Source organism: Leucobacter chromiireducens (assembly GCF_051993095.1).
Lineage (GTDB): Bacteria > Actinomycetota > Actinomycetes > Actinomycetales > Microbacteriaceae > Leucobacter > Leucobacter chromiireducens.
This window is the reverse complement of the sequence record NZ_CP197024.1, coordinates 978,771-1,005,180: the sequence shown is the minus strand read 5'-3', so window position 1 is coordinate 1,005,180 and position 26,410 is coordinate 978,771. Positions and strand designations below refer to the sequence as shown.

At 62.9% G+C, this 26,410-nt stretch carries 31 protein-coding genes; 17 read left to right on the top strand and 14 right to left on the bottom strand.

Features of this window, described 5'->3' with window-relative positions; translation table 11 throughout:
* Positions 1–132: 132 nt before the first annotated feature.
* Positions 133–528, bottom strand: a complete 396-nt coding sequence (locus ACR81A_RS04455) for a hypothetical protein (protein WP_440312779.1) — start codon at positions 526–528, stop codon at positions 133–135.
* 102 nt (positions 529–630) lie between these two features.
* On the opposite strand from ACR81A_RS04455, the gene ACR81A_RS04450 reads away from it, so the two are divergent.
* Positions 631–1,014 carry a hypothetical protein gene (locus ACR81A_RS04450; protein ID WP_440312778.1) on the top strand — a complete coding sequence of 128 codons (384 nt, stop codon included), beginning with the start codon at positions 631–633 and terminating at the stop codon, positions 1,012–1,014.
* 10 nt (positions 1,015–1,024) lie between these two features.
* Here the strand turns inward: ACR81A_RS04450 and ACR81A_RS04445 are convergent, their stop codons facing one another.
* The 3 genes from ACR81A_RS04445 to ACR81A_RS04435 form a co-directional block, all read right to left on the bottom strand.
* Entirely contained in the window at positions 1,025–2,065 is a 1,041-nt protein-coding gene (locus ACR81A_RS04445; RefSeq protein ID WP_440312777.1) for a hypothetical protein, read from the bottom strand.
* A gap of 768 nt (positions 2,066–2,833) precedes the next feature.
* Entirely contained in the window at positions 2,834–3,442 is a 609-nt protein-coding gene (locus ACR81A_RS04440; RefSeq protein WP_440312776.1) for a lipase, read from the bottom strand.
* A 41-nt stretch (positions 3,443–3,483) separates the two neighbouring features.
* The gene (locus ACR81A_RS04435; protein ID WP_440312775.1) at positions 3,484–4,275 is read right to left on the bottom strand and encodes a hypothetical protein; all 792 of its coding nucleotides are present in this window, start codon (positions 4,273–4,275) and stop codon (positions 3,484–3,486) included.
* Positions 4,276–4,413: 138 nt separating this feature from the next.
* Here ACR81A_RS04435 and ACR81A_RS04430 point away from each other — a divergent pair, with 138 nt between their 5' ends.
* Positions 4,414–4,713, top strand: a complete 300-nt coding sequence (locus ACR81A_RS04430; protein ID WP_440312774.1) for a hypothetical protein — start codon at positions 4,414–4,416, stop codon at positions 4,711–4,713.
* Positions 4,706–4,942 carry a hypothetical protein gene (locus ACR81A_RS04425; protein ID WP_440312773.1) on the top strand — a complete coding sequence of 79 codons (237 nt, stop codon included), beginning with the start codon at positions 4,706–4,708 and terminating at the stop codon, positions 4,940–4,942. The genes ACR81A_RS04430 and ACR81A_RS04425 overlap by 8 nt, the downstream gene beginning before the upstream one ends.
* Positions 4,943–5,055: 113 nt before the next feature.
* Here ACR81A_RS04425 and ACR81A_RS04420 read toward each other — a convergent pair whose 3' ends face one another.
* On the bottom strand, positions 5,056–5,403 hold the full coding sequence (locus tag ACR81A_RS04420; RefSeq protein ID WP_440312772.1) for a hypothetical protein: 348 nt from the start codon (positions 5,401–5,403) through the stop codon (positions 5,056–5,058).
* A gap of 127 nt (positions 5,404–5,530) precedes the next feature.
* On the opposite strand from ACR81A_RS04420, the gene ACR81A_RS04415 reads away from it, so the two are divergent.
* From ACR81A_RS04415 to ACR81A_RS04390, 6 genes are all read left to right on the top strand, one after another.
* Entirely contained in the window at positions 5,531–6,631 is a 1,101-nt protein-coding gene (locus ACR81A_RS04415; protein WP_440312771.1) for a hypothetical protein, read from the top strand.
* A 42-nt stretch (positions 6,632–6,673) separates the two neighbouring features.
* Positions 6,674–7,645 (top strand): hypothetical protein, encoded by a 972-nt coding sequence (locus ACR81A_RS04410; RefSeq protein ID WP_440312770.1) that lies wholly within the window; start codon positions 6,674–6,676, stop codon positions 7,643–7,645.
* 17 nt (positions 7,646–7,662) lie between these two features.
* The gene (locus ACR81A_RS04405; protein ID WP_440312769.1) at positions 7,663–8,580 is read left to right on the top strand and encodes a hypothetical protein; all 918 of its coding nucleotides are present in this window, start codon (positions 7,663–7,665) and stop codon (positions 8,578–8,580) included.
* Positions 8,581–8,604: 24 nt separating this feature from the next.
* On the top strand, positions 8,605–9,159 hold the full coding sequence (locus tag ACR81A_RS04400; protein WP_440312768.1) for a hypothetical protein: 555 nt from the start codon (positions 8,605–8,607) through the stop codon (positions 9,157–9,159).
* A gap of 160 nt (positions 9,160–9,319) precedes the next feature.
* Positions 9,320–9,775, top strand: coding sequence for a hypothetical protein (locus tag ACR81A_RS04395; RefSeq protein ID WP_440312767.1), 456 nt, complete (start codon positions 9,320–9,322; stop codon positions 9,773–9,775).
* Between the two features lie 247 nt (positions 9,776–10,022).
* The gene (locus ACR81A_RS04390) at positions 10,023–11,402 is read left to right on the top strand and encodes an NAD(P)-binding domain-containing protein (RefSeq protein WP_440312766.1); all 1,380 of its coding nucleotides are present in this window, start codon (positions 10,023–10,025) and stop codon (positions 11,400–11,402) included.
* A 156-nt stretch (positions 11,403–11,558) separates the two neighbouring features.
* On the opposite strand, the gene ACR81A_RS04385 is transcribed toward ACR81A_RS04390, so the two are convergent.
* The 6 genes from ACR81A_RS04385 to ACR81A_RS04360 form a co-directional block, all read right to left on the bottom strand.
* Positions 11,559–11,951: a rhodanese-like domain-containing protein gene (locus ACR81A_RS04385; protein ID WP_440312765.1), complete on the bottom strand. Its 393-nt coding sequence runs from the start codon at positions 11,949–11,951 to the stop codon at positions 11,559–11,561.
* Positions 11,952–11,962: 11 nt separating this feature from the next.
* A complete protein-coding gene (locus ACR81A_RS04380) occupies positions 11,963–12,559 on the bottom strand; it encodes a DUF4395 domain-containing protein (RefSeq protein ID WP_440312764.1) in 597 nt (198 codons plus the stop codon).
* A complete protein-coding gene (locus ACR81A_RS04375) occupies positions 12,556–13,344 on the bottom strand; it encodes a sulfite exporter TauE/SafE family protein (RefSeq protein ID WP_440312763.1) in 789 nt (262 codons plus the stop codon). The genes ACR81A_RS04380 and ACR81A_RS04375 overlap by 4 nt, the downstream gene beginning before the upstream one ends.
* A 44-nt stretch (positions 13,345–13,388) precedes the next feature.
* Positions 13,389–14,819, bottom strand: a complete 1,431-nt coding sequence (locus tag ACR81A_RS04370; protein WP_440312762.1) for an MBL fold metallo-hydrolase — start codon at positions 14,817–14,819, stop codon at positions 13,389–13,391.
* A gap of 194 nt (positions 14,820–15,013) precedes the next feature.
* Positions 15,014–15,385, bottom strand: a complete 372-nt coding sequence (trxA, locus tag ACR81A_RS04365) for a thioredoxin (protein ID WP_440312761.1) — start codon at positions 15,383–15,385, stop codon at positions 15,014–15,016.
* A 25-nt stretch (positions 15,386–15,410) separates the two neighbouring features.
* Positions 15,411–15,596 carry a hypothetical protein gene (locus ACR81A_RS04360; RefSeq protein ID WP_440312760.1) on the bottom strand — a complete coding sequence of 62 codons (186 nt, stop codon included), beginning with the start codon at positions 15,594–15,596 and terminating at the stop codon, positions 15,411–15,413.
* 128 nt (positions 15,597–15,724) lie between these two features.
* Here ACR81A_RS04360 and ACR81A_RS04355 point away from each other — a divergent pair, with 128 nt between their 5' ends.
* The 5 genes from ACR81A_RS04355 to ACR81A_RS04335 all read left to right on the top strand — a co-directional run bounded on the left by ACR81A_RS04355 (position 15,725) and on the right by ACR81A_RS04335 (position 18,817).
* On the top strand, positions 15,725–16,018 hold the full coding sequence (locus ACR81A_RS04355; RefSeq protein ID WP_440312759.1) for a metal-sensitive transcriptional regulator: 294 nt from the start codon (positions 15,725–15,727) through the stop codon (positions 16,016–16,018).
* A gap of 615 nt (positions 16,019–16,633) precedes the next feature.
* Positions 16,634–17,044: a hypothetical protein gene (locus ACR81A_RS04350; RefSeq protein WP_440312758.1), complete on the top strand. Its 411-nt coding sequence runs from the start codon at positions 16,634–16,636 to the stop codon at positions 17,042–17,044.
* Between the two features lie 422 nt (positions 17,045–17,466).
* On the top strand, positions 17,467–17,598 hold the full coding sequence (locus ACR81A_RS04345; RefSeq protein WP_440312757.1) for a hypothetical protein: 132 nt from the start codon (positions 17,467–17,469) through the stop codon (positions 17,596–17,598).
* Between the two features lie 54 nt (positions 17,599–17,652).
* Entirely contained in the window at positions 17,653–18,183 is a 531-nt protein-coding gene (locus ACR81A_RS04340; RefSeq protein WP_440312756.1) for a hypothetical protein, read from the top strand.
* 115 nt (positions 18,184–18,298) lie between these two features.
* Positions 18,299–18,817: a DUF6998 domain-containing protein gene (locus ACR81A_RS04335; protein WP_440312755.1), complete on the top strand. Its 519-nt coding sequence runs from the start codon at positions 18,299–18,301 to the stop codon at positions 18,815–18,817.
* On the opposite strand, the gene ACR81A_RS04330 is transcribed toward ACR81A_RS04335, so the two are convergent.
* A complete protein-coding gene (locus ACR81A_RS04330) occupies positions 18,766–20,112 on the bottom strand; it encodes an N-6 DNA methylase (RefSeq protein ID WP_440312754.1) in 1,347 nt (448 codons plus the stop codon). The genes ACR81A_RS04335 and ACR81A_RS04330 overlap by 52 nt on opposite strands.
* A 119-nt stretch (positions 20,113–20,231) precedes the next feature.
* Here ACR81A_RS04330 and ACR81A_RS04325 point away from each other — a divergent pair, with 119 nt between their 5' ends.
* Positions 20,232–20,534: a hypothetical protein gene (locus ACR81A_RS04325; protein ID WP_440312753.1), complete on the top strand. Its 303-nt coding sequence runs from the start codon at positions 20,232–20,234 to the stop codon at positions 20,532–20,534.
* 6 nt (positions 20,535–20,540) lie between these two features.
* Here ACR81A_RS04325 and ACR81A_RS04320 read toward each other — a convergent pair whose 3' ends face one another.
* Together ACR81A_RS04320 and ACR81A_RS04315 are read right to left on the bottom strand one after the other, a co-directional pair.
* Positions 20,541–22,973: a DEAD/DEAH box helicase gene (locus ACR81A_RS04320; protein ID WP_440312752.1), complete on the bottom strand. Its 2,433-nt coding sequence runs from the start codon at positions 22,971–22,973 to the stop codon at positions 20,541–20,543.
* On the bottom strand, positions 22,970–24,919 hold the full coding sequence (locus ACR81A_RS04315) for a site-specific DNA-methyltransferase (RefSeq protein WP_440312751.1): 1,950 nt from the start codon (positions 24,917–24,919) through the stop codon (positions 22,970–22,972). Before ACR81A_RS04315 ends, ACR81A_RS04320 begins: the two co-directional genes overlap by 4 nt.
* A 23-nt stretch (positions 24,920–24,942) precedes the next feature.
* On the opposite strand from ACR81A_RS04315, the gene ACR81A_RS04310 reads away from it, so the two are divergent.
* Both ACR81A_RS04310 and ACR81A_RS04305 read left to right on the top strand, forming a co-directional pair.
* Complete coding sequence (locus ACR81A_RS04310; RefSeq protein ID WP_440312750.1) at positions 24,943–25,521, top strand: hypothetical protein; 579 nt, start codon at positions 24,943–24,945, stop codon at positions 25,519–25,521.
* Between the two features lie 39 nt (positions 25,522–25,560).
* Positions 25,561–26,391 carry a DUF6988 family protein gene (locus ACR81A_RS04305; protein WP_440312749.1) on the top strand — a complete coding sequence of 277 codons (831 nt, stop codon included), beginning with the start codon at positions 25,561–25,563 and terminating at the stop codon, positions 26,389–26,391.
* The last annotated feature ends 19 nt before the right edge of the window (positions 26,392–26,410 follow it).

The following is a 26,410-nucleotide window of genomic DNA, read 5'->3' as shown; positions in this document are numbered from 1 at the left end:
CGCAGAACGTATGCGCAGCAGGTACGGCTTTGAGGTGCTGTGGTTCACCGGGGTCCGGCGATCAGCAGATTCGTCAACCCTCTGAGCTACGTACTACTCAGTACGTATCGAACGCGATGAGTGTCTAGCAGTTCAGAGCGCATCCTTCGAAACTGGCGAGTACTCAATAGCCACCACGGACGAGGTCTTACGGACCGTGCCCGCGTAGATACTCCCGCTGCGCTCGACCATGTTCTGACGCTCTTCAGCCCAGTAGACGAAAACAGCGCCCGCGTCAGGCCCTACGCAAGCGCTCCACGACACGAGCTCAAGCTCTTCGCCGTCGCCATGCAGTTCGATCCCGGGCATCCCGAACTCAGGATCAGCAGGGACCGCAGCCCGCCCGCGGACCATCGTCGCTGAGCGGTCCTCGGCTACCATCACGCGGTACACGGAGCCAGAGACAGTCGTCACGACCCACGTACCTGGCGCTGCCTCGCAGCCTTCAATGACCTGAATTGGCTCACCCATCACCATCACCATCACCATCACCATCTCCTCCCGTGGCCAGACCGTTCGGCGGCACGAGTGGTCAATGCGCGGCCCCTCTATCACCCCATCACCTCGCTGTTGCCGGATACTCTGATCACCATGACCACGACCGCCTTTGTTCCCGAGCGCTCGGCCACTAAATTCTGGCTCTTCGCAGGCATCGGCATCCTAGTGATGGTCGTCGCCTGGTGCTGGTACGGTTTCGCGCAACTCGAAGCAGAGTCGGAGCAAGGCAAAGCGCTAAACGCCGGTACGACGATGGAAGGCTTCGGCTTCGCGTTCGGAGGCATCCCGCTGATTACGGCGCACCTCATTGGCCTCGCCATTCTCCTGCCGCTTGGATGGCAGCGCTGGCGGCTGCCTGGCCTCGCGTATGGTCTGCTCGCAGTAGCCGTGGCGAGCGTCATCGGAATCGGTATAGGTCAACTTCTTTTTGGCGGGGAGCTTTTCGAAGTCGGACTTCACCGGTACTACGGCGAGTAGCCGACTGCCGTCACGCCGCCACTCGTTCCACCATCCGCGCGCCGGTCACTCGGTCTGCCGCGACCTGCGCACGATCATCAGCCATCCCCGCGCCGACGAGCACCCGCCGCACGGCCTCGCGCATGGCAGCCCGCTGCGCGAGCGTTGCCCGGTCGCCGATACTCCCCCACGCATCCGCCACCTGGCCAAGCCAGCCCTGCGCCTCGTCGAGATCAGCCGGGCGATCTCCGATACGCTGCAGCACAGCGACGGCTGTCTCCTCCGGAGTGCGATAACTGCGGACCCCGCCGGTTGCAGCATCCGCCGCCCGCCGGTTCGCGCGCCGGGCCGCATCCGCCGCTGCTTTCCTTTCGGCCGCCGCGGCAGCAGCGCCGCTACCCTCAGCCACCTCGGCCACCCATTCGACCATCGGCCGGTCTGCCGGGCGTTCAGCCAGCCAGGCCCGAGCGACGGCGGACTTCTGCGGCGAACCCAGTCGGCTAGGCCAGCCAGCCAGCGACTCTAGTTCCCTGCCGATCTGCCGGCCACGGCGGGTCCCCAACGCTGCCGCCACGTCTCTGCCGACGGTGCGAGCTTCCTTGGCGCGGGGCAGCATCGCCTCCCGGAGCGCCTGCGTCCATGCGCCGCCCGGGGTGCCTTCGTGCAGCCACACCGCGGAGTCCGCCCCGGCGACCACGTCAGCCACGGAGCCAGCGGTCGGCGCAGCGCCGGTGGTCACGAACGCAAGCAGCTCGGACACATCGTCAGCCCACGCCAGCTCAGCCGCCAAACGTTCGGCGTGCGACAGCACGCGGAGCTTGAAGGCGCGCGTGCGCTGATCACGGAGCAGCTTCTCGCTGGTCAGCAGCCCGGCTGACTTCATCACGTTGACCACCTGTAGCGCACCCTGCTGTGTCACGCCGAGTCGGAGCGCGAGCCACCGAGAGGACACGATCACGTACTGCATAGTTTCGCAGCGCTGCGCTTCGGCAATGGAGGTCATGCCGATCACGGCAAGCGCACGACGGACGATCCCCTGACGTCTTTTTGCTACGCCGTCATGCGGTGCCATCACCAGCGCCAGCGTTCGCGCCGCCGCCGCGCGTGGGGCGGAGAGAGAGGGACCGGAGCCGCGAGCCATAGCGAGCTGTGAGAGAGCGGCACGGACTGACGACAGACTGAATGACTGATCGCCCCAGACGATGCGCATCGCCCGATGGAGTTCCGCTGCTGACGGTGCCGACGAACGCGCGGCGTAGTAAGCACAGGAGGCGTACAGAAGCTGAGAGCGCGAGGCACTGTACCGGTGAGCCGCAGAAGCGAGCCACGAACGAAGGGCGATGCTGGTCATCGGTCATCCTTTGCGTCTGGACGGTTGTCTGTTGTCGAACTGGCTTTTCTCGCGTGCGGAGCTGAGCGAGAAAAGGTCATGTGCGCATTACTGGCGGCGGGCCTAGAGCAACCGGTGCGCCAGGTAGCCCCAAGCAGACGAATGTCTGTCGGTCAGTTGTCGAGCTGACGGCGTGCGCGTGCGGGCTTTGCCCTGCCGCTGCGCCGCAGGCGTACTGATAGCCGCCGTCATGCGTAGGCGAGCTGGCGAGGGAGGCAGGCAACAGGAAGCAAAGCACAACGACTATCTGGCTGATAGCTTCCGTCGTAGGGCGCACCTGTACTTGCGTGGCTTGGCTGGCGGGGCGGCGCCGACTCTTCTCTGCAAGCGTTGCGCCTGGCGGCGGGGGGGACGATCATCTCGATACTCATCTTGTTTTTCAGATAGTTCACTACTCCCCCACCTTCCTCCCCTACTTCACACCCTCTGCCGACGCCACACGGCCGCCGCTCAGAACCGCCAAGCGACGGCATGGAACCCAGCGGGGGGCTGCGGTGTCCAGCTATCGCTATTCGTCACCAGCCCGGAGCCGCCGGGGTTGTTCGACTCCACGATCTTGAACGTGCCGTCGGCGTTGATCCCGGTCACCAGCACGGTGTGTACGCCGACCGCCCATGCGCCTTCAGCCCCGTCGGCGTGATACTGGATCACATCGCCAGGCACGGCCTCACCAACGCTGTGCCGCATCGCCCCGAGGTAGTTGTCGAGGACGCTCCCTACGCCGGCCCAGCCTCCGCCACCGGCGTTCACCCAGCGCCTGGCGCTCTCGATGCACTCACCCGGCGCAGCCCAACCCGTCGGCCGCGCGCTGCCGACCTCGGCGTACGCCATCTCCACCGCCGCCCGCCAGTCGTAGCTCGGCTCGACGACCGCCACGGTGGGTGCGGACAGCGGCACGCGGGCAGGCTCGGCGTCGGCCGTCACGAGAGTCTGCGGCGGCTGAATATCAAGGCATTCGATCTCGTACCGAGGGGTCGCCGCCTGCGCCGCTTCGGCCACACCAGCCACCGGCAGGAGGACGCCAGCCACGAGGGCTGCGATTGCGGGGACGGTTCTCACGAGTGCTGTTCCTCCGGTACGTCGTGCCGATGGCCGGTGGCTTACGCCGCCAGCGCCGGTCGGTCGGTCTCAGTCGCAGCGCGCTGCTTGAGTCGGGTTTCGAGCTTCGACCGAGTCGTACCCGCCAGCTCGGCAGCCTTGCGCTGTCCGAAACCGTGCTCGACGTGGAGACGAACGGCGTAGTCGAGGTCACTCTCGTCAGCCAGTCGCTCCGGCAGATCGGCAGGCGGCATTGGCTTCGGCTTCGTCGCGGCAGCTGCGGGCTTGGCTGCGGCCTTCGCCGGCGTGCTGGCTTGCGCAGCGGGTGCAACTTTCTTCACGACCGCGGGAGCTGTTCGTCGGGCACCGCGAACTCGCTTCGCGGCCTTCGGCGGCGCCATGACCATCACCATGATCTCCGACGCAGCGAGCACAGTCAGCGGCATGGCTGCCGAGATCGCTACGCCTGTGATCGTCTCGGGCGTCCATACACCGCTGATCGACCAAGCATGCACGGACTGTGCCGCGACGGAGACGAGCGCGATGACAAGCAGCGACAGCCCCGGCAGCGCCGCGCCGAGACCACGGGCACGCAGCCGCAGGCGACTGATCGCAGCGACGATGGCCATCATGTCGATACCAAGCGGCAGGCAGAGCGCGATTGCCGGTTCTAGATGGAGCCAGTCGGTGCCGATGGCATAGAGCGAGCGCGCGCTCACGACGAACGCGGCCCAGGCCACAACCCAGAGTCCGAGGATGATCAGCTTCTGCATTCCACGCCCTTCCACATCGATGTAGCGGGGCGGCTTCACCGGGTCTACCGCTGCGTCTACGGCGGGGGTTGCGCTGCTCACGGTGCCTCCTTTGGGGCTGGGTTTTTGCTGAGCTCCATATATGTCTTGCGACTTTATGGTTGCAAGCGTACCGAACATCGCCTAGACTTGCAACCATAAAGTCGCAAGAAGTCAAGTGGCCAAGATACGGAGATGATGATGAGCAAGATTCGCCGCGACGCAGACGTAGAGTTCTGGAGCTTCACCACCCGCGAGGAGGCCGAAGCAGCCATCCAGGAGGCCCTCGAAAACGAGCAGGATCCGGAGTTCCTCTCGGCCGCAGGCTTCACCGCTACCGAGATGGTCGAGGCTCGCTGGCAGAACATGACCTCGCTCCACAGCATGATCACTGAGATCGAGTACGACGACGGCACGTTCAGCTACATAATCCCCGACGACTTCTGGGTCATGGTTGACATCGCCGATCGCGCCAATAAGGAGAACGAAGACGATGAGTAGCCCAACCATTGCCACCCAGACCGCTCGCGAGAACATTGTCGACCTGCAGGTCGCCCTTATCGATCTCGTCGCTTACGAAACCGGAGCCTCGAGCGCCGAGGCCAGCGAGACCATCCCTGACGCCTCAACGCTCGAGATCTGGCTCCGCGACCGCAACCAGCATCCACTCGACGAGGCCAGCGTCGAGGAGTGGCTCGACCGCATCGCCGAGGCAGGCCTGCTCCCCTAGCCACCACCACAACCGGCAGGACGCTGACTCACTCCGTCCCACCTCAAGCAGGAAGCCCCTCCAGGCAGACCAACCCGGAGAGGCTTCGCAATTGAGCGCTGATTACTGCGCTATTACTTCTTCTTCTTGCGTGGGGCGCGCACAACTTTCGCGGCCTTGAATTCTTCGGCGATCGCCAGAAGCGCAGCGCGATCCCAAACGAGGGTTCGGAATACTTCGCCTTCCGGCTCAGGCAGCATCCCAGCACGCACGGAGAGCGGCACATCCCACTCCTTACCGTCCTGCGTAAATCTCCGCCCGCCGGCTGATTTTTCAGCACGCAGACTTTTGAGCGTCCTAGTTGAGTCAATGCCGAGAATTTCGATCGCTTCGGCTGACGTGACGTAGCGCTTATCGGTCAGCTTACTGATGAGCGACTCTTCGGCTTTTTCGGCAGGTGAATTCTGATTATCGGTGGTCATGCTCATGATTTTCGCACACTTTCCCGCTTTTTGCGACCTTAAGGTTGCAAGAAGCAAACTGACGCCTTAAGCTTGCGTCGATAAGGTCGCAAGAATGCGAACCGCTGACACGACACCAGGAGTCATCATGAGCACCGTCACCCTCGCCGAGATTCGCCAGGCCCTTCGCTACTACGCCGGCCACCGCGTCACCCGCGGCATCGCCTACGCCGCATCCGCCTCGCTGATCGCGACCGCCGCCATCGGCATCCCGCAATTCGTCGACGCTCACGCCATGCAGACTAACCGCGTCGCCACAGCACACCGGCTGATCGACGGCCAGCTCGACATCACCGAGACCACCCGGTCGGAGCTGGTAGAGCAGATCACGGCAGCGGAGAAGGTGGCAGAGCAGGCGGGAGCAGAGGGTGCGCTTCCTGAGAAGCACAGCCTCCGCGAGCTTCGCGCTGCCATCGCCGACGCTGAGGCCCAGCTCGCAGACCTCGACGCGCAGACGACCGCGACCAAGGAAACCAGCGCCGCCGACGACGTTCACAGCTGGCTCCCCCACGTGATCGCTGAGCAGGCCGACGACCTCGGCGAGGCGTTCAATGACCTCCGCACCAAGACCGTCGCCGCGAGCAAGTTCGACCTCGCGGAGGCCACTGCCACAGTGGTTGCGGAGATGAATGCGAAGGCCGCTGCCGATAAGAAGGCCGCAGAAGAGAAAGCTGCGGCAGAGGCACGAGCAGCCGAGGAAGCCGCCGCAGCTGAAGCCTCAGAGCAAGCCGCCGGGCAGACCATCTACTCCCCCAGCGTCGCGCCCCAGCAGCAGTCGCAGGGCACCCCCGCCCCGGCTACCGGCGGCAGCTGCCGTGCACAGGCCGAAGCATTGGTCGCCTCGCTATCCGGGGCACAAGTCGTCTGGGCGGACTTGTTCGGCGTTCGCGGACAGACCACTGCAGGGATTGTCGAACTCGGAGGAACACGCGGAGTTGTTAGCCTCAGCTCCGGCTCGGATGACAGTGCGTGGTGCACCCCCAGCGCCGGCTACACGGCGGCACATGAAAGCGCCCATTCCCTGCATAACGATCGATACAGCGCTATCGCAGACACTCATGGCTACGAATGGCAGATCGCCCACGCTGAGAGCGCTGCCGACTGCATCGCTAATCAGTGGGGCTACGCAGGGTCCGTTTACGGCTGCACCCCAGAAGGCCAGGAGCTGGCTCGCCTCATTCTCGGCTGATAGCCCAATCCCATCCCGCGCATTCATACACAGGAGGTATCCATGAAGACCAGGACGCTTGTCGCTACCGCCGTTACCGGTGCTCTCATCGCCGGGGCGGTGGCGGCGGGCGCGGTCTTCCATCAGCATGCGCGGGGCGTCGCCGCTTTCGATGAGGCGTATGACAAGCTCGCCGAGCAGATCGAGACAGTCCAGGCCGCACGCGGCACCGCTACCGCTGACCTCGTAGCAGCGCAGTCTGTCCTCGATAGCGCCAGCCAGCCCGGCGCGCTCGCACAGAGCAACCACCTCGCCGACCTTGACGCAGCGGTCGGAAGAGCCACCGAGCAGATCGCCCGGTTCGATGACCTACTCGCACAGCCGGAGCAGATACTTGCCGGCTCGGAGGCGCAGCTCGGCGAACTCTTCTGGCGCGGCGATCTCGATGAGGCAGCTGACGACATGCTCGCGCAGGTCTACTCCATGAGCGCCGCAGGCACCCCGAGGGTTAGCTTCGGGCCAGTTACCGCAGTCCGCGCGGAGCTGGATCGCACCGCCGAGATCGTCGCCATCGAGGAGCAGATCGCGAGCACCGCCCCGGCACAGGACAGCTCCGGCTCGTACCGCGCCGCTGCCGAGAAGCTCGCGACGGAGGCAGGCTACTCGGTTCACCAAGCCCCGGCGGGCGGCGACGCATGCGACGGCACACAGCCTCAGCGGGAGGATGTCGCAGCCTTCGTCTGCCCGGATACCCCCGAGATCTACGTGATTGCCGGGGCGACAGCCGACGACGACCCCTACTACGACGTGATGATCCGCCACGAGCTCGCGCACATGCTGGTCTACGAGCGTTGCGGCAGCTTCGACCCGCTCGGGCAAGGCGACGTGTTCGAGGGGATGACCAGCTCATACGCCGTTCTATACCTCGGGGGCGACCGCGCCGAGCTATCCAAGACTCATGGCGAGCAGTACACCATGAGCGCCGGTTCTGACTCCGCCGCCCGCACTATCCACGACCAGGGCTGCACCGCCTAACCACGAGAGGACTCAACATGTGCCAATCCAAGAAGCAAGGCGGTCGCCGCTGCACGCCCCACACCGCCGGCGCTGTCACCGCCGCTACCGACGCGATCCACGCCGCTATCGCTAGAGACACCGGCAGTCTCACGCAGCGCGGCGCGGCACTCGACGCAACCCTTGTCCGTGGACGACTCGCGCACCGCGCGATGGCAGACCGTGAGGCTGAGATCTCGGGCGAGCTGGGTAGCCTCGCGGATACTGGCTCCGATGCAGAGCTGACTGCGCGGCAGCATCTGCTGCGCCGTCACCGCCAGCTGCTTCGTGACGCACAGGAGCCGTACGAGGAGGCCGTGCGCGAGGCCGAGACTCGGTACGCGCTGCTCATGGCAGAAGCGCCGGGCGGAAAGCGTTTTGACCTAAGGGATTTCTCAACCGGGATCACCGCACGCGAGGCACTCGCGCAGCGGCTGCTTGAGGAGCACCCGGAGTGGTCGAACCCAGGAGCCAAGCCCGCGCCTGAGGTTAGGGCTGCTGCCGAGGCGGAGCGGATCACTCACGAGCGGGCGATGGCTGTCGCACCGCTGGTCACGCCTGCGAATCTCGAAGCTTTGAGTGCAGCACTCGCCGACGCCGGGATGTCGCCCGCTGAGACTGCACCGCATGATCGCGGGGTTTGGCTGCACCGGCAGACCATTGCGGCGGAGGCTGAGATTGCGAAGCGCGGTAAGCGCAGCTCGCAGGTCGGCTCCACCTTCGTCATCCGCCCGCCTCACGGCCGGGGCACGGTAACCCTGATCCGCAGGCCGAGCGGTTGGGCGCTCTGCGACTACGCCGCCGAGTTCGACTCACGCGCGCCGATCCCCGGCCTTCACCCGGCTCCTCGTTTTGAGCGCCCCACGCCGGCTGAAGCGCCTGCCCCCGGATTCTTCGAGCAGCTCTTCGCTGCATAATCTCCCACAGAAAGGACGGTCATCATGACCTCGAATACACCCCGCCGACTGCTTGCTGCAGCGGCCATCGCCGGAGCGGCGTTCATGCTCGCCGGATGCTCGTCCGGCGACACTGAGACAACCGGTACTCCGAATAGGCCGACAGCTGAGCCTTCGGCCCCTTCGACACCACCCGCGCAGCCCCAGGAGGCTTCCGGGCGCACACTCCACACGCTCACAGCAGAGGACATCGCCGCCATCGATGCCGCCGTAGCCGCGAAATTCGAGGAGTGCGGCGGCGCGTTCGACTTTGCTGGCCCCGTCGAATTCAACATCGACTGCGCTGCCGATCCTTCGGCTGCCGATTTCGCCGCCACTCTGGCCGATGCGCCCGTCGCCACCGATGCTGGGGATGGCTCCGACGAATACACCTCGGTTGCCCCTACCCGTGAAACCGGCACTGAGCTTTACCTCCTAGAGCCGGATGTTGTGGGCTGGAAGGGCGGAATCTTCCTCTCGGGTGCTGGTCAGAGCGGGGAGGCAGCCGGCCTCGTAGATCTGAAATCGGGCGAGCTCATCAACATTGCACTCAACTACTGAGCTCTTTCTTCCCGCATGAACCCCGCAGCTCCTCTTGAGTTGCGGGGTTCGCTGCTTCAGACAGCGGTACGGCAGGAACGCGTCATAGCGCGTGAAAGCTCTCGGCCACAGCTCCGGCTCATTACCCCAGCTAGGCTGAGATGCATGGTGAGTCCGTTCCTTGCTGAGGCAAGTTGTGCCTGCTGACGAGCGAATCGAGCGCGCGCTGGGACTCCTCGCAGGCACCGTGGCAGCGGTCCTCGTGTTCCTCGCGAGTTTCTTCATCCTGTTCGGTCGCGAAGCACCGTCAGGGATGTTCCCGGTCTTCGTGACCGTTACCGTGCTCGTCGCATCGATCCCCGGCATCACGGCCGCTGTGCGGCTCGCAAAGGGTGTCAGCGCAGCAGAAGGAACACTCTTGGACGGGCTCGACACGTCCGCAGTTGTCACCCGGTCTGTATGGAGTGGCATCATCATCAACGCCGTTTTCGCGGGCCTCGGCGTGGTCGCGTCGATGGGCATGCTCATTGTCTTCCTTTTGCCATATCTTCTCGTAGGTTCAGCGATCGTCGCTGCGGTGGCGGCGCTCCTCGGGTGGGTTGCGACACGTGCAACAGCCCGAAAGCTCGCACGCTAGCAAGAGAAGGTTGGCGAATGCGGTCGCAACGGTATTCATCGCCGGGACCGCGTTTTTGGGCGCCTGATACGGTTGATCTGTTGTTCGTACCGGTGGTTTGAGACTTTTCTCCTACTCACGACGACTTTGGCAGCTGGAACGATGTGCGTATCGATCCACTCTGTTGCCGATCTGCTTGGTCTGAGATAGGCCCGTTCTGCCCGAAGCGAGCAACAGGCTACGAGATGAACTGAGTGAGGAATATTACTTGAGCGAAAAACAGAGAGTAGCAATTATCGGGGCTGGTCCGAGCGGCATGGCTCAGCTTCGCGCGTTTGAATCTGCGGAGCAGGCTGGTGCTGAGATCCCGGAGATCGTGTGCTTTGAGAAGCAGGCGGACTGGGGCGGCCAGTGGAACTACACCTGGCGCACCGGCCTCGACGAGCACGGCGAACCCGTGCACTCCAGCATGTACCGCAACCTGTGGTCGAACGGACCAAAGGAGGGACTCGAGTTCGCGGATTACTCGTTCGACGAGCATTTCGGCCGACCGATCTCTTCCTATCCCCCGCGCCCGGTGCTGTGGGACTACATTGCCGGCCGTCTTGAGCGTACCGACGTGCGCAAGTACGTGCGCTTTGAAACCGTGGTGCGCATGGTCACGTTCGACGAGGACGCCGCGCTGTTCACAGTGATCAGCGAGCACCTGCCGACGAAGGCCACCACCACTGAAACCTTCGACAAGGTGATCGTGGCGAGCGGGCACTTCTCTTACCCGAACATGCCTGAAGTGTCTGGCATCGAAACGTTCCCGGGCGCGATCTTGCACGCCCACGACTTCCGTGGCGCTGAGAGTTTGAAGGATCGCGACGTGCTCGTCATCGGCTCAAGCTACTCCGCTGAAGACATCGGAAGCCAGGCCTACAAAATGGGTGCCGCCTCTGTCACCGCGTCCTACCGCACCGCACCGATGGGGTACGAGTGGCCAGAGGGCTTCGAGGAACGCCCAGGCATCGACCATTTCAACGGCAACACTGTCGTGTTCGCAGACGGTTCTTCGAAGAACATCGACGCAGTCATCCTCTGCACCGGCTACCAGCACAAGTATCCCTTCCTCCCAGAGAATCTCGCGCTCAGCGGCCCGAACACCGTCTACCCGGGAGGCCTCTACCGCGGCGTCGTCTGGCAGGACAACCCGTCACTCTTCTATGTGGGCGCCCAAGACCAGTGGTTCACCTTCAACATGTTCGACGTACAGGCATGGTACGTGCGCGACCTCATCCTCGGCACTGCCCCACTGCCCGATGCAGCAGAACGTGAAGCCTCGATCACTTCATGGCGGGAACGGTTCCTCTCGATCCCCGATGCTGAGGCCGAGATCGCGTTCCAAGGCGACTACGTGCTCGACCTGCTGCACCAGACGGATTACCCGGAGTTCGATGTCGCCGAGGTGGTGAAGATCTTCGTCGCCTGGAAGCGCGATAAGAAGCAGGACATCATGGGCTACCGAGACCGCTGCTACCGCTCCGTCATAACCGGCACGCTCGCGGTGCAGCACCACACTCCGTGGATCGAGGAACTCGACGACAGCCTGGAACGCTACCTCGCCGAGGATGTGACGCCCACTCCAACAGCCTCATCACACTGACGGGACAATGAGTTCTCATACCGGCGGGGCCGGTCAGTATATCTGCTGATCGGTCCCGTGGTGTCAGATAGACGGCGCGCGAGGGTCCCGGTCTGATCGTGGGAAGAGGACCGCACCTGACCCAACCGGAATGATGGAAAGGAGATGAGAAATCCTCTAACTGAAGCCTCGGCCCACGATAGTGAGTGCTGTGGTCTCGGCGGCTTGTTCGAGGGAGCCGAGGTTCGTGAGGTTCTCAAACCCGGCTTTTTCCATGAGGGTGATGGCTTGGCCTGCACGGTTCCCGGATCTGCAGTAGATGAGGTAGTCGGCGTCGGGGTCGAGGTCCGGGATGGCTTCAGCGACGGCACCAGCGTTGAAATCGAGCAGTTTCGCTCCGTCGAGGTGCCCTGCCGCATACTCCTCCGGGGTGCGAACGTCGAGAATGATGGCGTCCGCTGGGATATCGGCGTCTCCCGTGGGGGTGGGTGCGCTGGTGCAGCCGGCGAGACCGAGCGCGAGGACTCCGGCGGCCAGGGGAAGGGCGATTTTCGTGAGTGTGTGGCGCATGAGCGATCCTTTCATTGTACGGGTGAGGTGGTGCGATGGGGCGTGGTGTGTACAGATGCGGGTGCGGTGTCGTCCGGGATTTCGCAGGTGCCGCCTGCACAGTACTGCGGTGGTGTTTTGGAGAGGAAAGATTGGAGTTTGCAGCCGACGCAGATGCCGAATGCCGTTTCGAGGAAGAGGAGGGTGAGGCAGGTGCCGCAGAGGACGAGCGTCACCCAGAGCGGGGCCTGCAGAAGCCCGGTCGCGAGACAGGCTGCGAGCCCCATGCTGTAGCCGAGCCACCATGCGAACAGTTTCTGAGGCGCACCGACCCATTCGGGCTGTTGCCGCGAGACGATGATGCGTGCGAACGCGAGGGAGGGCGCGTATCTGTCGCCGGCGAGGACGCGGATCAGCATGTCGAGCACGAACACAGCACCGAAGGGCTTCAGCGGTTCAGCGGTGCCTGTGTGGATGGCGGTGAGGTAGAGCACGATTCCGGGGAGGAAGAGGAGGCCTGCGGCGGCTCTGGCTTCGCGTTCGTTGATCACCGGGACTGCGTAGCCGGGGATGATCCGGCCGACGCGCGGCCACGCAAGTGCGGGTGTTCGTCGGGTGGTGCGGGTCATGCGAGGCCTCCCATCAGGTTCGGAGCTTCCTGAGTGAGGACGAGTACGCCCATGGCGAGTACGAAAACGCCGAAACTGCGGCGGAGGGCCCGTTCCGGGATACGGCCCGTGAGCCGGGCACCAAGGAGAGAACCGGCGACCGCGATACCGGTGAAGGCGAGCACGATCGGCCAGTCGAGCGGCACGGACATGAGTGCCCCGGTGAGTCCGGAGGTGGTGTTCATGGCGATGACGAGCAGGGAGGTCGCGACCGCAGCGGCCATCGGCAGCCCGCCGAGGAGGTTCAGAGCGGGCACGATCAGGAACCCGCCGCCGGCCCCCACGAGCCCAGTCGCAAGGCCCACGAGGAATCCGACGGGCAGGATCCGGGCGAGCGGGAGCCCTGCACCGTCGTTCTGCGTCTGCGCACCGTTCGCGGGTGCTCTGCGTCCGCGGATCATCGCGGTGGCGGTCGCGATCATCATCACAGCGAACAGGATCATCAGCACCGGCCCGGGAATCCAGTCGCCCAGCCACCCGCCCGCGAACGCGCCGACCATGCCCGAGATTCCGAAGAGCAGCCCGGTCTTCCAGCGCACCCGCCCTGCCCGAGCATGCGTCATCAGCCCCACGGCACTCGTCACGCCGACGACGAACAGGGAGGAAGCGATCGCGGCACGCGGTTCCATTCCGAGCACATAGGTGAGGATCGGGACAGTGAGGATGGCTCCGCCACCGCCGAGGAGTCCGAGCGAGAGACCGACGAGCACAGCGAGTAGCAGCGCGATGACGAGCGTCGGTTCCATGCACGGACTCCTAGCGTGAGAAAGGCTGCAGCCGATGAGACGGGTCAGACTGAGACCGGCGTACTGGTCTCAGGGGTGTTACCCGCAGCGATCCAGGCCGCGTAGCTGCCGTCGAGCTCGGCGACGTCGTAGCCCGCCCGGCGCAGCGCGCTGGCGGCAACACTATTGCGGACTCCGCTCTGGCAGTACGACACGATCATCCCGGCTCCGGGGTCGGGAAGCAGATCGAGGTTCCACAGCACCCGTCCGCCCGAGAGCTGACGTGCACTGGGCAGGTGCCCGTCGGCGTATTCGGTCTTGTTGCGCACATCGAGTAGCATCACCCGCTTGACGCCGTCGAGTTCTTCCGGCTGTACAAGCTTCGGAGTCACCAGGTCGAGACCGTCGAGCGAGGTGATGTACCCGCGTACCGTGTCGATCCCGACACGGATCAGGTGGTCTCGCATAGCCTCCGCTTCTTCGACGTCGGTGGCGAGGAGCACCAGAGGGCGCTGTTCGACCAGCGGATCGATCACCCAGGCGCCGTAGCTCGCGGCCTTATCGACCCCGGGGATGTTGAGCGAGCGCTCCACGGTGCCCTGGTGCACGTCGCTGTTGTGCCGGGTATCGACGAGGATGACCGTGTCGGTCGCAAGTTCCGCCGACAGCTGCTCGGCCGTGTACTCGACGAGCTCGGGAGTCTCGCCGATCACCGCGGGCCCGATCTTGTTCTCCATCTTCATGCGCCCGAAATAGGCGTGCGCATCGGGCTGCCCGCTGAGGAGCTCGTCGACGAAGCCCTGTTCGTCGTCGTTCTTCAGGTACTTGGCCCACCAGGAGAAGTTGCGCTCATAACCGACGGTCGAGGAGGGGATCGCGCCGAGCGCCTTGCCGCAGGCGCTGCCGGATCCGTGGGCGGGGAGCACTTGTACGTAGTCGGGCAGGGTGAGGAAGCGGTGCTTCAGGCTCGCGAAGAGATCCTTCGCGCCCTGGAAGCGGGTATCGACGAAGCCTGCGGCCTCGTCGAGCAAGTCAGGGCGGCCGAGATCCCCGACGAACACGAAATCTCCGGTGAGCATGAATCCGGGCTCGGCCGTCTGCGCACCGTCGGTGACGAGGAACGACAGGTGCTCGGGGGTGTGGCCGGGAGTGTGCACGGCCTCGACCTCGATGTTGCCGAGCACGATCCGGTGGCCGTGCTTCATCCGTACGGCGTCGTCGAAGTCGGTGCCGTACGTCCAGTCCGGGCCGCCCTCGTCGGAGACGTACATCCGCGCGCCAGTCCTCGCCGCGAGCTCGCGAGTGCCCGAAAGGTAGTCGGCGTGGATGTGGGTCTCGGTGACGGCGACGATCCTCATGGCGTGCTTCGCAGCAAGCTCGAGGTAGCCGTCGAGGTCGCGACGGGGATCGACGACGATCGCCTCGCCCTTAGCCTGGCAGCCGATGAAGTAGCTCGCCTGCGCGAGATCCTCCTCGTAGATGCGTTCCAGCAGCATGATCAGATCCTTCTTTGTCGTGAACGGGTGGAGAGTGTCAGCGGCAGGTGCAGCGCTCGGCTTCTGGAACCTCGGCGAGAGCTTCCTCGATGTGCTGGCCGCACCCGGTCCAGGTGGGTTTTCCGCAGGTTGAGCAGGTGATTCGAGCGCACATGATGGGGTCCTCTCTCACGATGTGCCGGTGGGTTGGGTGGTCAGGATGCGGGTTGCGTGTCGCGTTCGGCGAGCTGCCTGCGCACGTCTTCCATGTCGAGATCGCGGGCGCCTTGGATCAGTTGATCGAGCTGCGGTGCGCGAAGCGCGCCTGGCTGCGCGTAGACCATGATCCCGTCACGAAACACCATCAGCGTCGGAATCGACGTGATACGGAACTCGGCGGCGAGCTGCTGCTCGGCCTCGGTGTCGACCTTGCCGAACACGATGTCCGGATGCTGCGCAGAAGCCTGCTCAAATACCGGCGCGAACGCCCGGCACGGTCCGCACCACGCCGCCCAGAAATCCACGAACACGATCCCTTCGCCGACCGTCTCGGCGAAGTCGGCGTGAGTCAGGTTCTTCGTCGTCATGATCCTGCTCCTCTTCCTCAGTGGTTTAGCGTCCGAAGAGACGGGAGAGGAACCCGCCGCGTTCGACCTTCGCCGCGTCGATCTGGGCCTGCGAGTGCTTGCCGTTGCACCAATCGGAAGCTGGCACGGTCATCTTCACCATCGCCACGTGCTGGCCACAGCCCGCCCAGGTCGTCTTCCCGCAGGTGCGGCACTTCGTTGCTCGGCACATACCGTGCTCCTCGTCTCTTAAGCCAAATGCAATACCCCTGGGGGTATTGTCCAACTACCGGAACTATACCCCATGGGGTATCCTGATTGTCAAGTCCTACCCGGTTCGACTCTTGAAAGCAGGCAGCGATGTCATACGCGACCGCACCCGTCCTCAGCACCGCTTCGCGTGACGAGGAAGCCAAACGCAAGGTGGTGAACCGTCTCCGCCGTGCGCACGGACAACTCGCCGCTGTGATCAGTGCAGTCGAAGACGACGCCCACTGCCGGGATATCGTCCACCAGCTCGCGGCCGTCACGAAAGCACTCGACCGCGCAGGCTTCCTCGTGATCTCCAGCGCACTCAAGGAGTGCCTCACCAACCCGGATGGGGAGCCGACAGATCAGGATGAGCTGGAGAAACTCTTCCTCAGCCTCGCCTAAGGCAAGACCAGTCCAGATCTCAATCCCCTCAGCTATTCAAAGCTGGAGCAAACAACCTCTTAGGTTCGGCGGCGGAAGTTTTGCAGTCGGAGGCAGTTGAACACGACCAGCACCGAGGAGAGCACCATCGCTTCACCGTCACTGAAACTCGCTCCGCTAAGGTCGAGATTGAAGTAGTCGAGGAGTTTCGTGAACGTTTGGAGCCTCCGATGCGTTTTCAAGAAGCAAAGGGATTTGCGGTGTTCGCTGGCTCAGGTCTGGCTGCGGTTTGCCTTGGACTCGTTGCCTTCGGCGCGCTCCCGACTGGCATAAGTGGCCCTTCGAACAGTGCGGAGGTCTCTTCAGCCCAGGAGCAGAACCCCTGGGATCCTCCGGTTAAACCATGCGCAGATGAATCGGTCGAGACCGCCGCGCAGGAACGCAGAGCGGCCGGGTTCGAAAGTCTCGACAACTCGACCCTGGCCCATCCTGACGAGGTATCGAGCGAGCGAAGGACCTATCAAGAGCAGGCCTGGCGCTCGCTCCAACCCCACGAACGCGAGGTACAGCACTGTCTCGCCGCGCTCGGAGCAGAGGGGTAAGCGACTCGCCCCGGGTGCGGACTATGATGAGGCCATGAGGATCCGTTCAACACTTGTCGCGGTCGCCGCTATCTCACTGTTCGCTATTACAGGCTGCGCTGTCGCCTCCGATTCCCAGCAAGCGGTGGATGTGCAGCCGCGAGACGTGGATGCGGTGTTGCCGATCCTCGAGGAAAGCACAATCAATTTCGATGTCGATTCGGCTCGCCTCGTCTGGGAAGGTGAAGACGCCTCCTTCTATACCGCCACCGACACCGATAATCCCGACTTCACTTGCCTCCTCCCGGTCTCCTCCGAGGGGCGGGACCTCGTTGGCGGTTGCTCCACCGACACGTACTTTGCGGTCAGTATTGGTGAAGAGTTCTATGCTTACGGAACCAAGCCAGACTTCGATGACGAGGACTGGAAAGAAGTCGCCACAGACTTTTGGCTTCGGGACGCCTGATCCGCTCAAGATATGACATTGATTAAGATTCCCGCCGCGCTCACAACATGCGTCCTGGCCGCGGTGGCGCTCTCAGGTTGCGCTCCTGAGCCTGGCGCCTCGGTTTCTAGTGACAGCACTCAGCCCTCCCCTGCACAGACCAGTTCGCCAGCGACACAGAACCGCACAGCAACTGGCATTCTCACCTCTGTTGACAGGCAAACGACGGGACGGGTTGAGGTGCAGATCGAAGAAGTCACCGATGACTCCGGGATCACGACCCCGCTTGCGACGGTGGAGTTCTTTGATCTTGTCACGCCATACGACCATTTGACGCCCGGCGGTGCCCTCGCTCCCCGAGGCGACGACCCTGCTTTGACACCGGGATCCGGTCAGCCGGTGGAACAATCACTCCCGACGGGGACGGCTTCGCGACCGCCACCATGCCTGCAGCGGACAGCGATTACTCCCTTCACGAGATCGTGCTGCATCTCGACTGGACCCAGATCGATGCCGAGACCGAGGCATGCATGCAACCGGTCGTCGCCCGCGCCCCGCTGACCTGGTCTGAGTAGCCAGCCAGGAAAATGCCTGGCCTCCTTCCGGGACGAGGTTGGTACAGTACCGAGATGAGCGAGCAATTAGATTTCGTCGAGACAACGGTTGAGCGCCGGCCTCTCAACCGGTCGAAGGTGCTGGTCTCGATTGCCCTTTCTGTCGCCGCGATCCTCGCTCTGATCGGGGCGGGGAGCCTCGCCTGGAATTTTCTTGTGTATCAGCCGAGCGATCGAGGTTCATGCCTCTCTTTCAACTCGCACAACTGCAAGAGCCTCACCCGCGAGGCGATCGAGGACATGGGCCAGGTTGCGTTGCCCGAGGATGCGCGAGTACTTCGATCAGGTTCGGGTAAGACGCTGAAATCGGCTAGCTCGTACGCCGTCGTCGAGCTTCCCGGTGACTCGGAGCTGATCTTGAATAGCAACTATCGAGAGACCAAATCGGATGGCACCGCTCCTGCGTACGTTCGCGATGCGGGCCTTGTCTCCGTAGATACTGCTGCCGCGTTCACGGAGAGTTCGAATGTCATCCGCAAGGTGTTTGTCGGCAGCGGCGAGGGCGGGGAACGACTGGCCTACATCGAGGAATGGCGAGACTTCTGATTCTGCATGGCACCACACTCACCGAGGCGCAGTCGAGGTGTCGCGCCTCTCCGCGGGAAAATTGGCAGTCCTCTGCCCGAGTAAGTCTGGCACGCTGATCACCGAAGGAGCCCTGATGACTGATCTGCCGGACGTTACCCGTCTGCCGGTGAAGCAGTTGCTGCGCCTGGAGGCCAGCATCGTCACCGAACTGCGACGCCGCGACCTCGTGCGCACTAACAACAAGCCTCTCGGAGACATCGCTGAGCACGTCGTCTGGTTGGCACGCGGCGGAGTACTTGAACCCAACTCTACGAAGTCGCATGACATCACGACCTCGGCAGGTCAGCGCATCCAGGTCAAGGCAATGGCCAACCGGGCAGCCGGAGCCGGAGCTCGCTTCAGCCCGTTCCGTAGCGCGGACTACCACACGGCCGTGTTCCTAGTTTTCGACGCCGAGTTCGAGATCGTGAAGGCCTACGAGGTCGTGGCCGAGCACATCGAGGAGCACGTCAGGTTCGTGCCGCACGTAGCCGGACGGCAGCCGAGCCTAACGCAAGTCCGGTCCCTGGGGACGGACGTTACCACCGAGATGCAGGCAGCCTATGCGCGTATCGACGGTTCGATACCCGCGCCGGACTCCCCCTCGCTGTAAAGCGGCACCCCGCCGACAATCGCCGCCGTAACGTGCGGCAGCGTACTCCCGGTCGAACGCCCCGCCAACCATTCCTGCGTCTGCGGCGAGCGCAGCGTCCTGACCAGCGCTGCCGGATCGACACCATCCCTCGGCCGAACCCGAATCACCGATGTCCCGTAGATAGCGCCCGCGTGCTTTTCGCCGACGACAGCCACCCGGTGCAGCTTCCCCCGCCGAGCGATCAGCACATCCCCTTGTACGACCCGATACTTCGCTAGTCGTTCCGCATCTTCAGCAGATACCCGGCGCATCTCTCCTATAACCAGGCCGTCAAGGTTGCGTGCCTCCACGACGGCCACGCCTTCCTCGCTCTCCGGTAGCCAGTGCCGCGACCCCAGAATCTCGCCGCTCGGTGACGGCTGTACGTCCGCTACGTCGCGCAGCACCTGCCTCGCCGGTGTGTTACCCGAGTACGTTGCTGGATTCAACTGCCACCCGCATCCGCCGATCTCCTCAGCGCTCACAAGCTCGCCCTCAGGTAGCATTCCGCTCTCCCAGTTTCGCGCGTCGACCATCAGCACGCCGTCCGCCGGAGCGCCGCGTTCGATCACCCAGATCACGCCAGGCGTAGCGGTCCCCCGGAATTGGTCCCGCGGGAGTGCTACCACGGCGCGGAGCAGACCTGAGGTGACCAGGTGCTGGCGATAAGCGGCCCAACCACCTTGCTCATCGGTGCATACGCTGACTGGCAGCAGAAGCACCGCTCGGCCGTCGGCGGCGAGCGCAGAGACGCAGTGCTCGACCCAAGCTCGGTTCGTCGCCCGCTTCCACGGTGGGTTCGCCAGCACCAGGTCCACTGCGAGCGCATGGTGCTGCTGCTCGAAAAGGGTGTCACCCGGGAGACCGAGGTTGATCTCTACGCCTGCCAGTTCGGCATTGATAAGAGCGGCAGCGTGGCTGACCGCGTCGATCTCCTGTCCTACGAAGGCAGCACCAGGGTGACGCGCGGCGGCCGCGAGCAGCAGGGCTCCGGTTCCAGCCGCAGGGTCGTACACGGTTCCTGTGACATCACCCGCGAGGTCGAGCATGAGCCGGACGAGCGCGGGCGGCGTGTGATGGGTGGTCCTATGAGCGCGCCGGCCTTCGAGAGCTTCGATCGCCCAGGCCAGCGGGTCGTCGTGGGCGGAGAGCGGGTGCCGATCGAACAGGGCGTCGAGTTCTGAGCGGCAGACTGTGGAGAGCTGCTCGGGGTGCAGGGCTGCCACCACGGCTGGCACCGGCACACCGAGGTCTCGAGCGAGCCGCTCAGCCACCGCGCCGACGATCTGCGCACGGGGTACCCTATGCCGCTCAGCGAGCAAGTAAAGCTTTCGCGCGGGAGACGGGGCGGGCATCTGGCCAGCGTATCGAGGGACCGCGCATTGGGTACGGTATGACACGAAAACGAGGCACCCCTCACTTCACCCCAGTTGACAACACCGCCCCGCCGGAACGGCGCACCGCACCCCACGGACGACTCACGCTCGTCGCTGACGATGGTGTTGCCGTAGTGCCTGACTATGACGACTGGCCACCGGATTACGAGCGCCTGGGGTTCGACCCTGACGAGGTCGTACCGCCGCCGGAGCGCCCACAGATCGTGCGCGAGATCGTTGGCGACGACGATGCAGCGTACTTCGAGGCTATGCGCGGCTGGCGCGACGACGGATGGCGGCGAGGTAATGCGCCATTCTGAGTGGGGTCAGCTCCCGATGAGCGAGGCCCAGTCCTGCGCAGCAGCAATCTGCGCTTCAGAAAGCAGCTTGTATCGCCAGGTGCCGAACATGTGCGCCTCATTTACCCGCTGAATCCACAACTCTGCATCAGCAGCCTTCTCTTGTACGTCAGCGGAGTCCTGAGCATCGCGGTTGCTCTTCGCTTCCAATACCCAGTACACGTCATCAGAATCGACGACGACGAAATCGGGATAGTAGTTGCCGCCCTTTGACTTCGGGATCTTCGCTGCGCCGTGCACGTAGATGCGCTGCCACCGGCGAACCTCGTCGAAGTCATCGAGCTTCTGAGCAAGCGAGTACTCGCCGGACTCTGAATCGAACTGGGCGTAGCGTTCGATTGACTTATCCCACAGGCCAATCCACGCTCCGGCTGTGAACCCGGCCCACCTATCTACCGGGTTCGCAGGGAGGGGCTTCGGTGCCGGGATCTCAGTCGGTGTCCACCGATACGTGGTGACCGTGTCCAAGCCCCGTCGTGCAGCTTGCAGAATCTGCAGCAAGGCTGCCTGCGCCCGGGAAGCATGATCGACTGACCACGACCAGTCGCTCTCATCGTCTACATCAGCACCACGCAGGAACGCGTCGACAAGGTCGAGTGCCCACCCCTGCTCAGACACGTCCGGCTCGACAAGCCCCGAGCTCAGGATGCGACGCAGCAAACTCTGCCGAATCTCTGTTGCGCTCCATGTGACGCGCGTAGCCTCATCGCTGTCGACCGCTTGCTCACTAACAATGATCTCTCCGGTGGTGTCACGCTGCACGGCGAGCGCACGCCGCTTGAGCACGATCTTTGGGTCGTGCTTGAATAGCCGTCCCTGCTCTTCCGCGAGCAACGGCTTCACCACCGAGAGAGTGAACTTCGCCGCCTCGATCTGCGGGACCATTGTCGGGAACGTGATCTTCGGCAGGCTCTCATTCAGCGGCATCGACTGTCCCAGCATCTGTGCGCTGCGCTCGATGGCTGCTTGCTGCTCCCCCATCTCCTGAGCGAGCAGCAACTCCGCAGGGCCTACGCCATCAAGCGCGGTGTCGGCCTGTGTGCTAGGCGGCGGCGTAACTGCCCAGCTAAACCCTTCCGCACTGCCGCCGCCCACAGTGCTAATGATGTCCAGTTCCACGGGAATACTGGATTCAGCGCCCGGCTGTGTTGGCTGCCCGGCGAGCTTCTGAAGCAGCACATGACGGTTTCTCAGCAGCGTCTCATATGACTCATGAGCGACAATGTCCACCATATCGATCGCCGGCACACCGACCCGGCGTCCGAACGGCAGACGCAGCCCACGGCCGAGAATCTGCTCGGTGAGCGCTTCGGATGCGAGTGCCCGGTGTGCCATAATCACCGCGATGTTCTTGACGTCCCAACCTTCTTTGAGTTTGTCCACGGAAACGATGGCGCGCACCGGTGATTCAGGCCGCTCAACGTCAGCGAGCATGCGCAATGCTTCGTCGCTTGACTCAGAGGTAATGAGTAGCACCTCGCCGTCACCGGGCAGCATGTCATCGCGGCGCAAAGTAGTGGCAACAGAATTCGCGTCAGCGATCGACTGACAGACGACGAAAAGCACTGGGTGCACCTCGGGCACACCAGCTGCTTCGGCGTACTGATGCCACAGCGGCTCACGGTTCGCTCGGAGTAGACAGGCATCTGCCAGCTGCGTCTCCAGATCGCGCCGTCCGTCGCTGCGGTACACCACAGCGGGGACTTTCACGTAGTGATCCGCGATTGCCTCGGCGAGCGAATACGAGAAGACCACCTTCCCGGCATCCACATCTTTCTTGTCTGGCGTCGCCGTCAAACCCACGACGGTGCGAGCGCCAAGATCTCTGACGGCAGCGTTGAACTTCTTCGCGGACTCACGCACGACGTGGTGCTCATCTACGATGACCACGAGATCATCTGCGGCTTGCAGGTGCTCGTACAGCGCACCGCCAATTGCTTCGTTTTCTTCGTAAGTGCGCCGGTTCGCTTTCACGGTCGGCTTAATCAGCGTCTGCACGTTGAACACAAACACCTTCAGCCTGTTGGGGTCGTGGAGAGCATCGCCGACCTCACCTCGGTTGAAGTTGTCCGCAGTCACAAGTAGCGGGCGCGCGACAGCGCCACTCACGTACTTAGAATCACCTGGCGTAAAGTTCCGAAGCGTCTTCTCAAGGACCGTCTTACCCGGCGTGACCAGTAGAACGTTTCGTACCCCGGACTGCGCAAGGTAGTCGATAAGGGCTGCCGCCAGGTAAGTCTTGCCCACCCCGGTCGCCAGGTCGGCGATAACCTCGCGGCCGTCGCCATGCGACACCTGCTTCGCGAGCTCATGCAGTGCCAGCATGTTCGGGGTGCGCAGATCCATCTGCTTCCCAACGGCTTCGGCAAGGTCTTCCTGGTACGGCAGCCAGTCGCTCATCGAATTACGCCGCCCTTCGGGAACAAATCGTTCGGGATGCTGATGATGCGTGAACCCTTGCTTTCGGACCGCAGCGCAGCCCTGGCGTCGTCAGCAACGGTCGTCGCAGCAATCACCACGGTCTCTTGCTCGTCAACCTGCGAGAGAACTCCGGCGACCGCTTTCGCGTCAACGGTGCCATCAATCACCGCAAGCCGAGACTTCCCGAGTGCACCGACAATCGGCCCTTCGAGCGAGTCCGCAAGTCGGTAGCCGAGCTGGGCAGCAACGGAACGCGCGAGCTGCTCGTAGCTGGAACCCGGCACAACCGACATGATGGTCATCCCTGCCAACTCGCTCACCTGGAAGACTGCCGAGTCAACGACGAGTTCACGAAAGCCACCGCCACCTTCCCAGACCGTCGTGTCTACAGTCTTGGTATCAGTAACCCGTCGCAAGGAATCAAGAGCTTCCGTATGTCCTGCGCCTGTTTCGAGGCCGAGGGACTCGATGGCCCTCAACTTCTTTAGTACTCGTTGGAAAGCGGATGCTTCAGCGGCACTGATACCGAATGCATCGAGGCCGTTCAAAGACTCTCTTGCCGAAGTTGAGGAGATCCCGCCACCGTCATGACCGGAAATCACCTTCACCAGCCTTGGGCGAGTAAACCCTTCGAAAACAGTGTCCAGAAGTTCTGCGGTCACCCATCGACGCCCGAGTTTGTGTGCAACCGCGGCGGTGGTTCCAGAACCGCCGAATACGTCGAGAACGACCTCACCCGGCGAACTTGCCATATTGATGATTCGCTCGAGAAGCTGCTCCGGCTTCGGAGTATCAAATGCTGTCGCGCCAGGGAACAGGCTCGTGATGTGAGCTTTTGCTTGTCTGGTGGTTGGGAGATCAGACCAGATGGTTTGCCAAGGCCGTTCAGGAAGCATAGGCGCATATTCGCGCGTATATGGAACCCACTTCTCACCGCCGTTTAGAGGGTCCGCTCGACGCTTCCAGATCAATCGATTTTCATCATTGAACTGTTCCACAGCTTGCTCACTGAGAGACCAGCACGCTTCTCTCCCGTCGTCATGAATAGGCCAGACCTCGGTACCGTCCGGGGCAGCCAGCGGATACCACATAGTGGGTCTGTCTTCCCGAAGAGAGTTCTTACCGTTCTTCTTGAGAAGACGGTCACGGTAGCGCCGGCCGTCCTCAGTGGTCTGCTTATACCCGTCGAGGATCGACTGATCTGCACGACGACTGAAATTCTTCACCATTTCAGGCGTCCTTGTGTAACAGAGGATGCCTTCATGATCGGGGGTGACAGTCACCTTATTATCGTTCGGGCTGTCTACCTTGCGCCACATGAACGTGGTTACGAAACAGTTGCGCCCGAACACCTCATCCATGAGGGCTTTGGCATAGTGCAGTTCATCGTCACTGAGGTGCACAAAGATTGCCCCGTCTGACGCAAGCAGATCTTTTAGAAGTACCAGCCGTTCACGAAGCATTCCCAACCACACTGAATGCTCAACGCCGTCGTCGTAGTAGGTGAACGACTGCTTAGTGTTGAATGGCGGATCAATGTAGACCAGCTTTACTTTCCCCTTGTACTTTTCAGCGAGTTCAGGGACACGGTTCAGGCTACGGAGAAGATGGTACCCATCGCCTCGGACGAGCAAATTATCTCCGCCATCACCGTTCACATCACCGTGGGTTGCAACCTCAGTCAGCGTACGCACCTCTGCGGCACGCGGGTCGCTCGGGTCGACCCAGAGATATCCGCCTTCCCCGTCGCCGATGAGAGCTTGGTCTTTGTTGCGCCACGAGAGTGTAAGTCGGCCGGTCATGGTGCCTTTCGGTCGGGGCGGTGTTGCTTCATACATCGTATCTGTGGCCTGAGCCGGTTCGTGCTTTCTCTGCCTCTTATGCCGTGTCGTCATCGCGCCGTAATGCGCAGCCGCAAGTGTCACCGGTGGCCACTACAGTGCGAGATGTGAGCTTCCGAGACCCCGCTGATAAGCAACCCGCTGCCCAGAACGAAAACGACCTCCTCCACCAGCTCTGGTTCCACACCTCAACGCAGCCTGATTGGCCAAGTAGCAGCTGGGATCCGACAGTCGGCTGGAATGCTGAAAGCTTCGAGCGCATGGAGAAGATGTGTGGCGCCGGTTCCGTCGAGCGGTGGCGCGCTAAGCAAATCATGAAGTGTCTACACGTCGGAACGCTCACTGCTGCGCTCGAGAACATGGATCGTCGCCGTCGTAACCAAGCGGATAACGACAGCGTCTTCTGGCTGTACCGTGTGAAGCTCTCGCCACAGGCAGTAGTCCGCGCAGATGAAATCAGTGACCCCGGCGGGATGGTCGGCGACGTGTGGCCTGACGAAGTGATGCGGCCTGCGGAGTCAGTCGTGAAGTACACGAATGATCACGAGGATCGCGGCTCCGTATCACTCGCCCTCCGGCAAAGTGCGATTGCTGCGGTGCAACGAGTTCCTGTTTCGGTCGACTACGACGAAGCCGCGTTGCTCGCGGCGCTCGATGCGGCGGAGTGGGAAGACCGGTCAGTCTGAGGGTCCCAAGTGTCGCCGGTCGCGGGTAGAGTCCGAATCATGAGCACTACTGATGCCGAGTCGCTACGCGCGCTGCTCGACGAGCTTCTGGAGATGTGGGAGGAGCACGGCGACCCGCGCGACCTGACTCAGCCAAAGGCGCGCCGTGGTCAACCGATCACCTCCATCGATGTCGCTCGCATGGAGTGCGTGCTCGGTCTGAGCCGCCACACCTACGAGACGGCGTACGCAATACGGCTCCTCCTCGACAACGGGCATGTGCTCAGCGCAATTCCACTCATCCGCTTGGCCTACGAATGCGCACTCACATCGGTGTGGCTCGTGCAGAGCAAGGGAACCGAGGCGGTCAAGGCGTTCATGCATGAGTATGCGCGGAGCAACCGCAACATGCAGGTCAGCCTCCGGAATGCCATGTCGGCAACGTTCCGCGAGAACGCTGACTCAATTGCAGATTCAGATGTCGCGCCGTACCGTGATGCTCTCGACAACGCCCAGCGCTTCGACCTGATCTGTGAGGATCTCACACCCGGTGGCGCAGACGCGTACGTGTACTACCGCGCTCTGAGCGGTTTCAGTCACGCCGGCGTTCGTCTACTGGAGCTCTACTTCGAACCTGATCCCGCCGGAAGCCCGATGCCAGCAGTTCGACCTGAACCCCGCGAGCCGTTCGGCGACAATTACCTGCTATTCATGACGTGTGCTTCGCTGGTCTGGGCTGGCCGGCCGATCACCTATCTCGCCGAGAACAAGGTGTATCGGAACTACCTTCGCCGCGCTGGGAACCAAATCGGCGTGACCTCAGAACTTAAGCTGAGCCAGAAGTACTACCAACGGCACGCGACCGCGAAAGCTCGTAAGCCGAAACACTGACGCTTATCCACAGACCCAT

Excerpts from the sequence above, each read along its gene's own strand:
- ACR81A_RS04455 (WP_440312779.1), bottom strand. The coding sequence starts at position 528 with ATGGTGATGGTGATGGTGATGGGTGAGCCAATTCAGGTCATTGAAGGC.
- ACR81A_RS04450 (WP_440312778.1), top strand. The coding sequence starts at position 631 with ATGACCACGACCGCCTTTGTTCCCGAGCGCTCGGCCACTAAATTCTGG.
- ACR81A_RS04445 (WP_440312777.1), bottom strand. The coding sequence starts at position 2,065 with ATGGCACCGCATGACGGCGTAGCAAAAAGACGTCAGGGGATCGTCCGT.
- ACR81A_RS04430 (WP_440312774.1), top strand. The coding sequence starts at position 4,414 with ATGAGCAAGATTCGCCGCGACGCAGACGTAGAGTTCTGGAGCTTCACC.
- ACR81A_RS04425 (WP_440312773.1), top strand. The coding sequence starts at position 4,706 with ATGAGTAGCCCAACCATTGCCACCCAGACCGCTCGCGAGAACATTGTC.
- ACR81A_RS04420 (WP_440312772.1), bottom strand. The coding sequence starts at position 5,403 with ATGACCACCGATAATCAGAATTCACCTGCCGAAAAAGCCGAAGAGTCG.
- ACR81A_RS04415 (WP_440312771.1), top strand. The coding sequence starts at position 5,531 with ATGAGCACCGTCACCCTCGCCGAGATTCGCCAGGCCCTTCGCTACTAC.
- ACR81A_RS04410 (WP_440312770.1), top strand. The coding sequence starts at position 6,674 with ATGAAGACCAGGACGCTTGTCGCTACCGCCGTTACCGGTGCTCTCATC.
- ACR81A_RS04405 (WP_440312769.1), top strand. The coding sequence starts at position 7,663 with ATGTGCCAATCCAAGAAGCAAGGCGGTCGCCGCTGCACGCCCCACACC.
- ACR81A_RS04400 (WP_440312768.1), top strand. The coding sequence starts at position 8,605 with ATGACCTCGAATACACCCCGCCGACTGCTTGCTGCAGCGGCCATCGCC.
- ACR81A_RS04385 (WP_440312765.1), bottom strand. The coding sequence starts at position 11,951 with ATGCGCCACACACTCACGAAAATCGCCCTTCCCCTGGCCGCCGGAGTC.
- ACR81A_RS04380 (WP_440312764.1), bottom strand. The coding sequence starts at position 12,559 with ATGACCCGCACCACCCGACGAACACCCGCACTTGCGTGGCCGCGCGTC.
- ACR81A_RS04375 (WP_440312763.1), bottom strand. The coding sequence starts at position 13,344 with ATGGAACCGACGCTCGTCATCGCGCTGCTACTCGCTGTGCTCGTCGGT.
- ACR81A_RS04370 (WP_440312762.1), bottom strand. The coding sequence starts at position 14,819 with ATGCTGCTGGAACGCATCTACGAGGAGGATCTCGCGCAGGCGAGCTAC.
- trxA (WP_440312761.1), bottom strand. The coding sequence starts at position 15,385 with ATGACGACGAAGAACCTGACTCACGCCGACTTCGCCGAGACGGTCGGC.
- ACR81A_RS04360 (WP_440312760.1), bottom strand. The coding sequence starts at position 15,596 with ATGTGCCGAGCAACGAAGTGCCGCACCTGCGGGAAGACGACCTGGGCG.
- ACR81A_RS04355 (WP_440312759.1), top strand. The coding sequence starts at position 15,725 with ATGTCATACGCGACCGCACCCGTCCTCAGCACCGCTTCGCGTGACGAG.
- ACR81A_RS04350 (WP_440312758.1), top strand. The coding sequence starts at position 16,634 with ATGAGGATCCGTTCAACACTTGTCGCGGTCGCCGCTATCTCACTGTTC.
- ACR81A_RS04345 (WP_440312757.1), top strand. The coding sequence starts at position 17,467 with ATGCCTGCAGCGGACAGCGATTACTCCCTTCACGAGATCGTGCTGCAT.
- ACR81A_RS04340 (WP_440312756.1), top strand. The coding sequence starts at position 17,653 with ATGAGCGAGCAATTAGATTTCGTCGAGACAACGGTTGAGCGCCGGCCT.
- ACR81A_RS04335 (WP_440312755.1), top strand. The coding sequence starts at position 18,299 with ATGACTGATCTGCCGGACGTTACCCGTCTGCCGGTGAAGCAGTTGCTG.
- ACR81A_RS04325 (WP_440312753.1), top strand. The coding sequence starts at position 20,232 with ATGACACGAAAACGAGGCACCCCTCACTTCACCCCAGTTGACAACACC.
- ACR81A_RS04320 (WP_440312752.1), bottom strand. The coding sequence starts at position 22,973 with ATGAGCGACTGGCTGCCGTACCAGGAAGACCTTGCCGAAGCCGTTGGG.
- ACR81A_RS04305 (WP_440312749.1), top strand. The coding sequence starts at position 25,561 with ATGAGCACTACTGATGCCGAGTCGCTACGCGCGCTGCTCGACGAGCTT.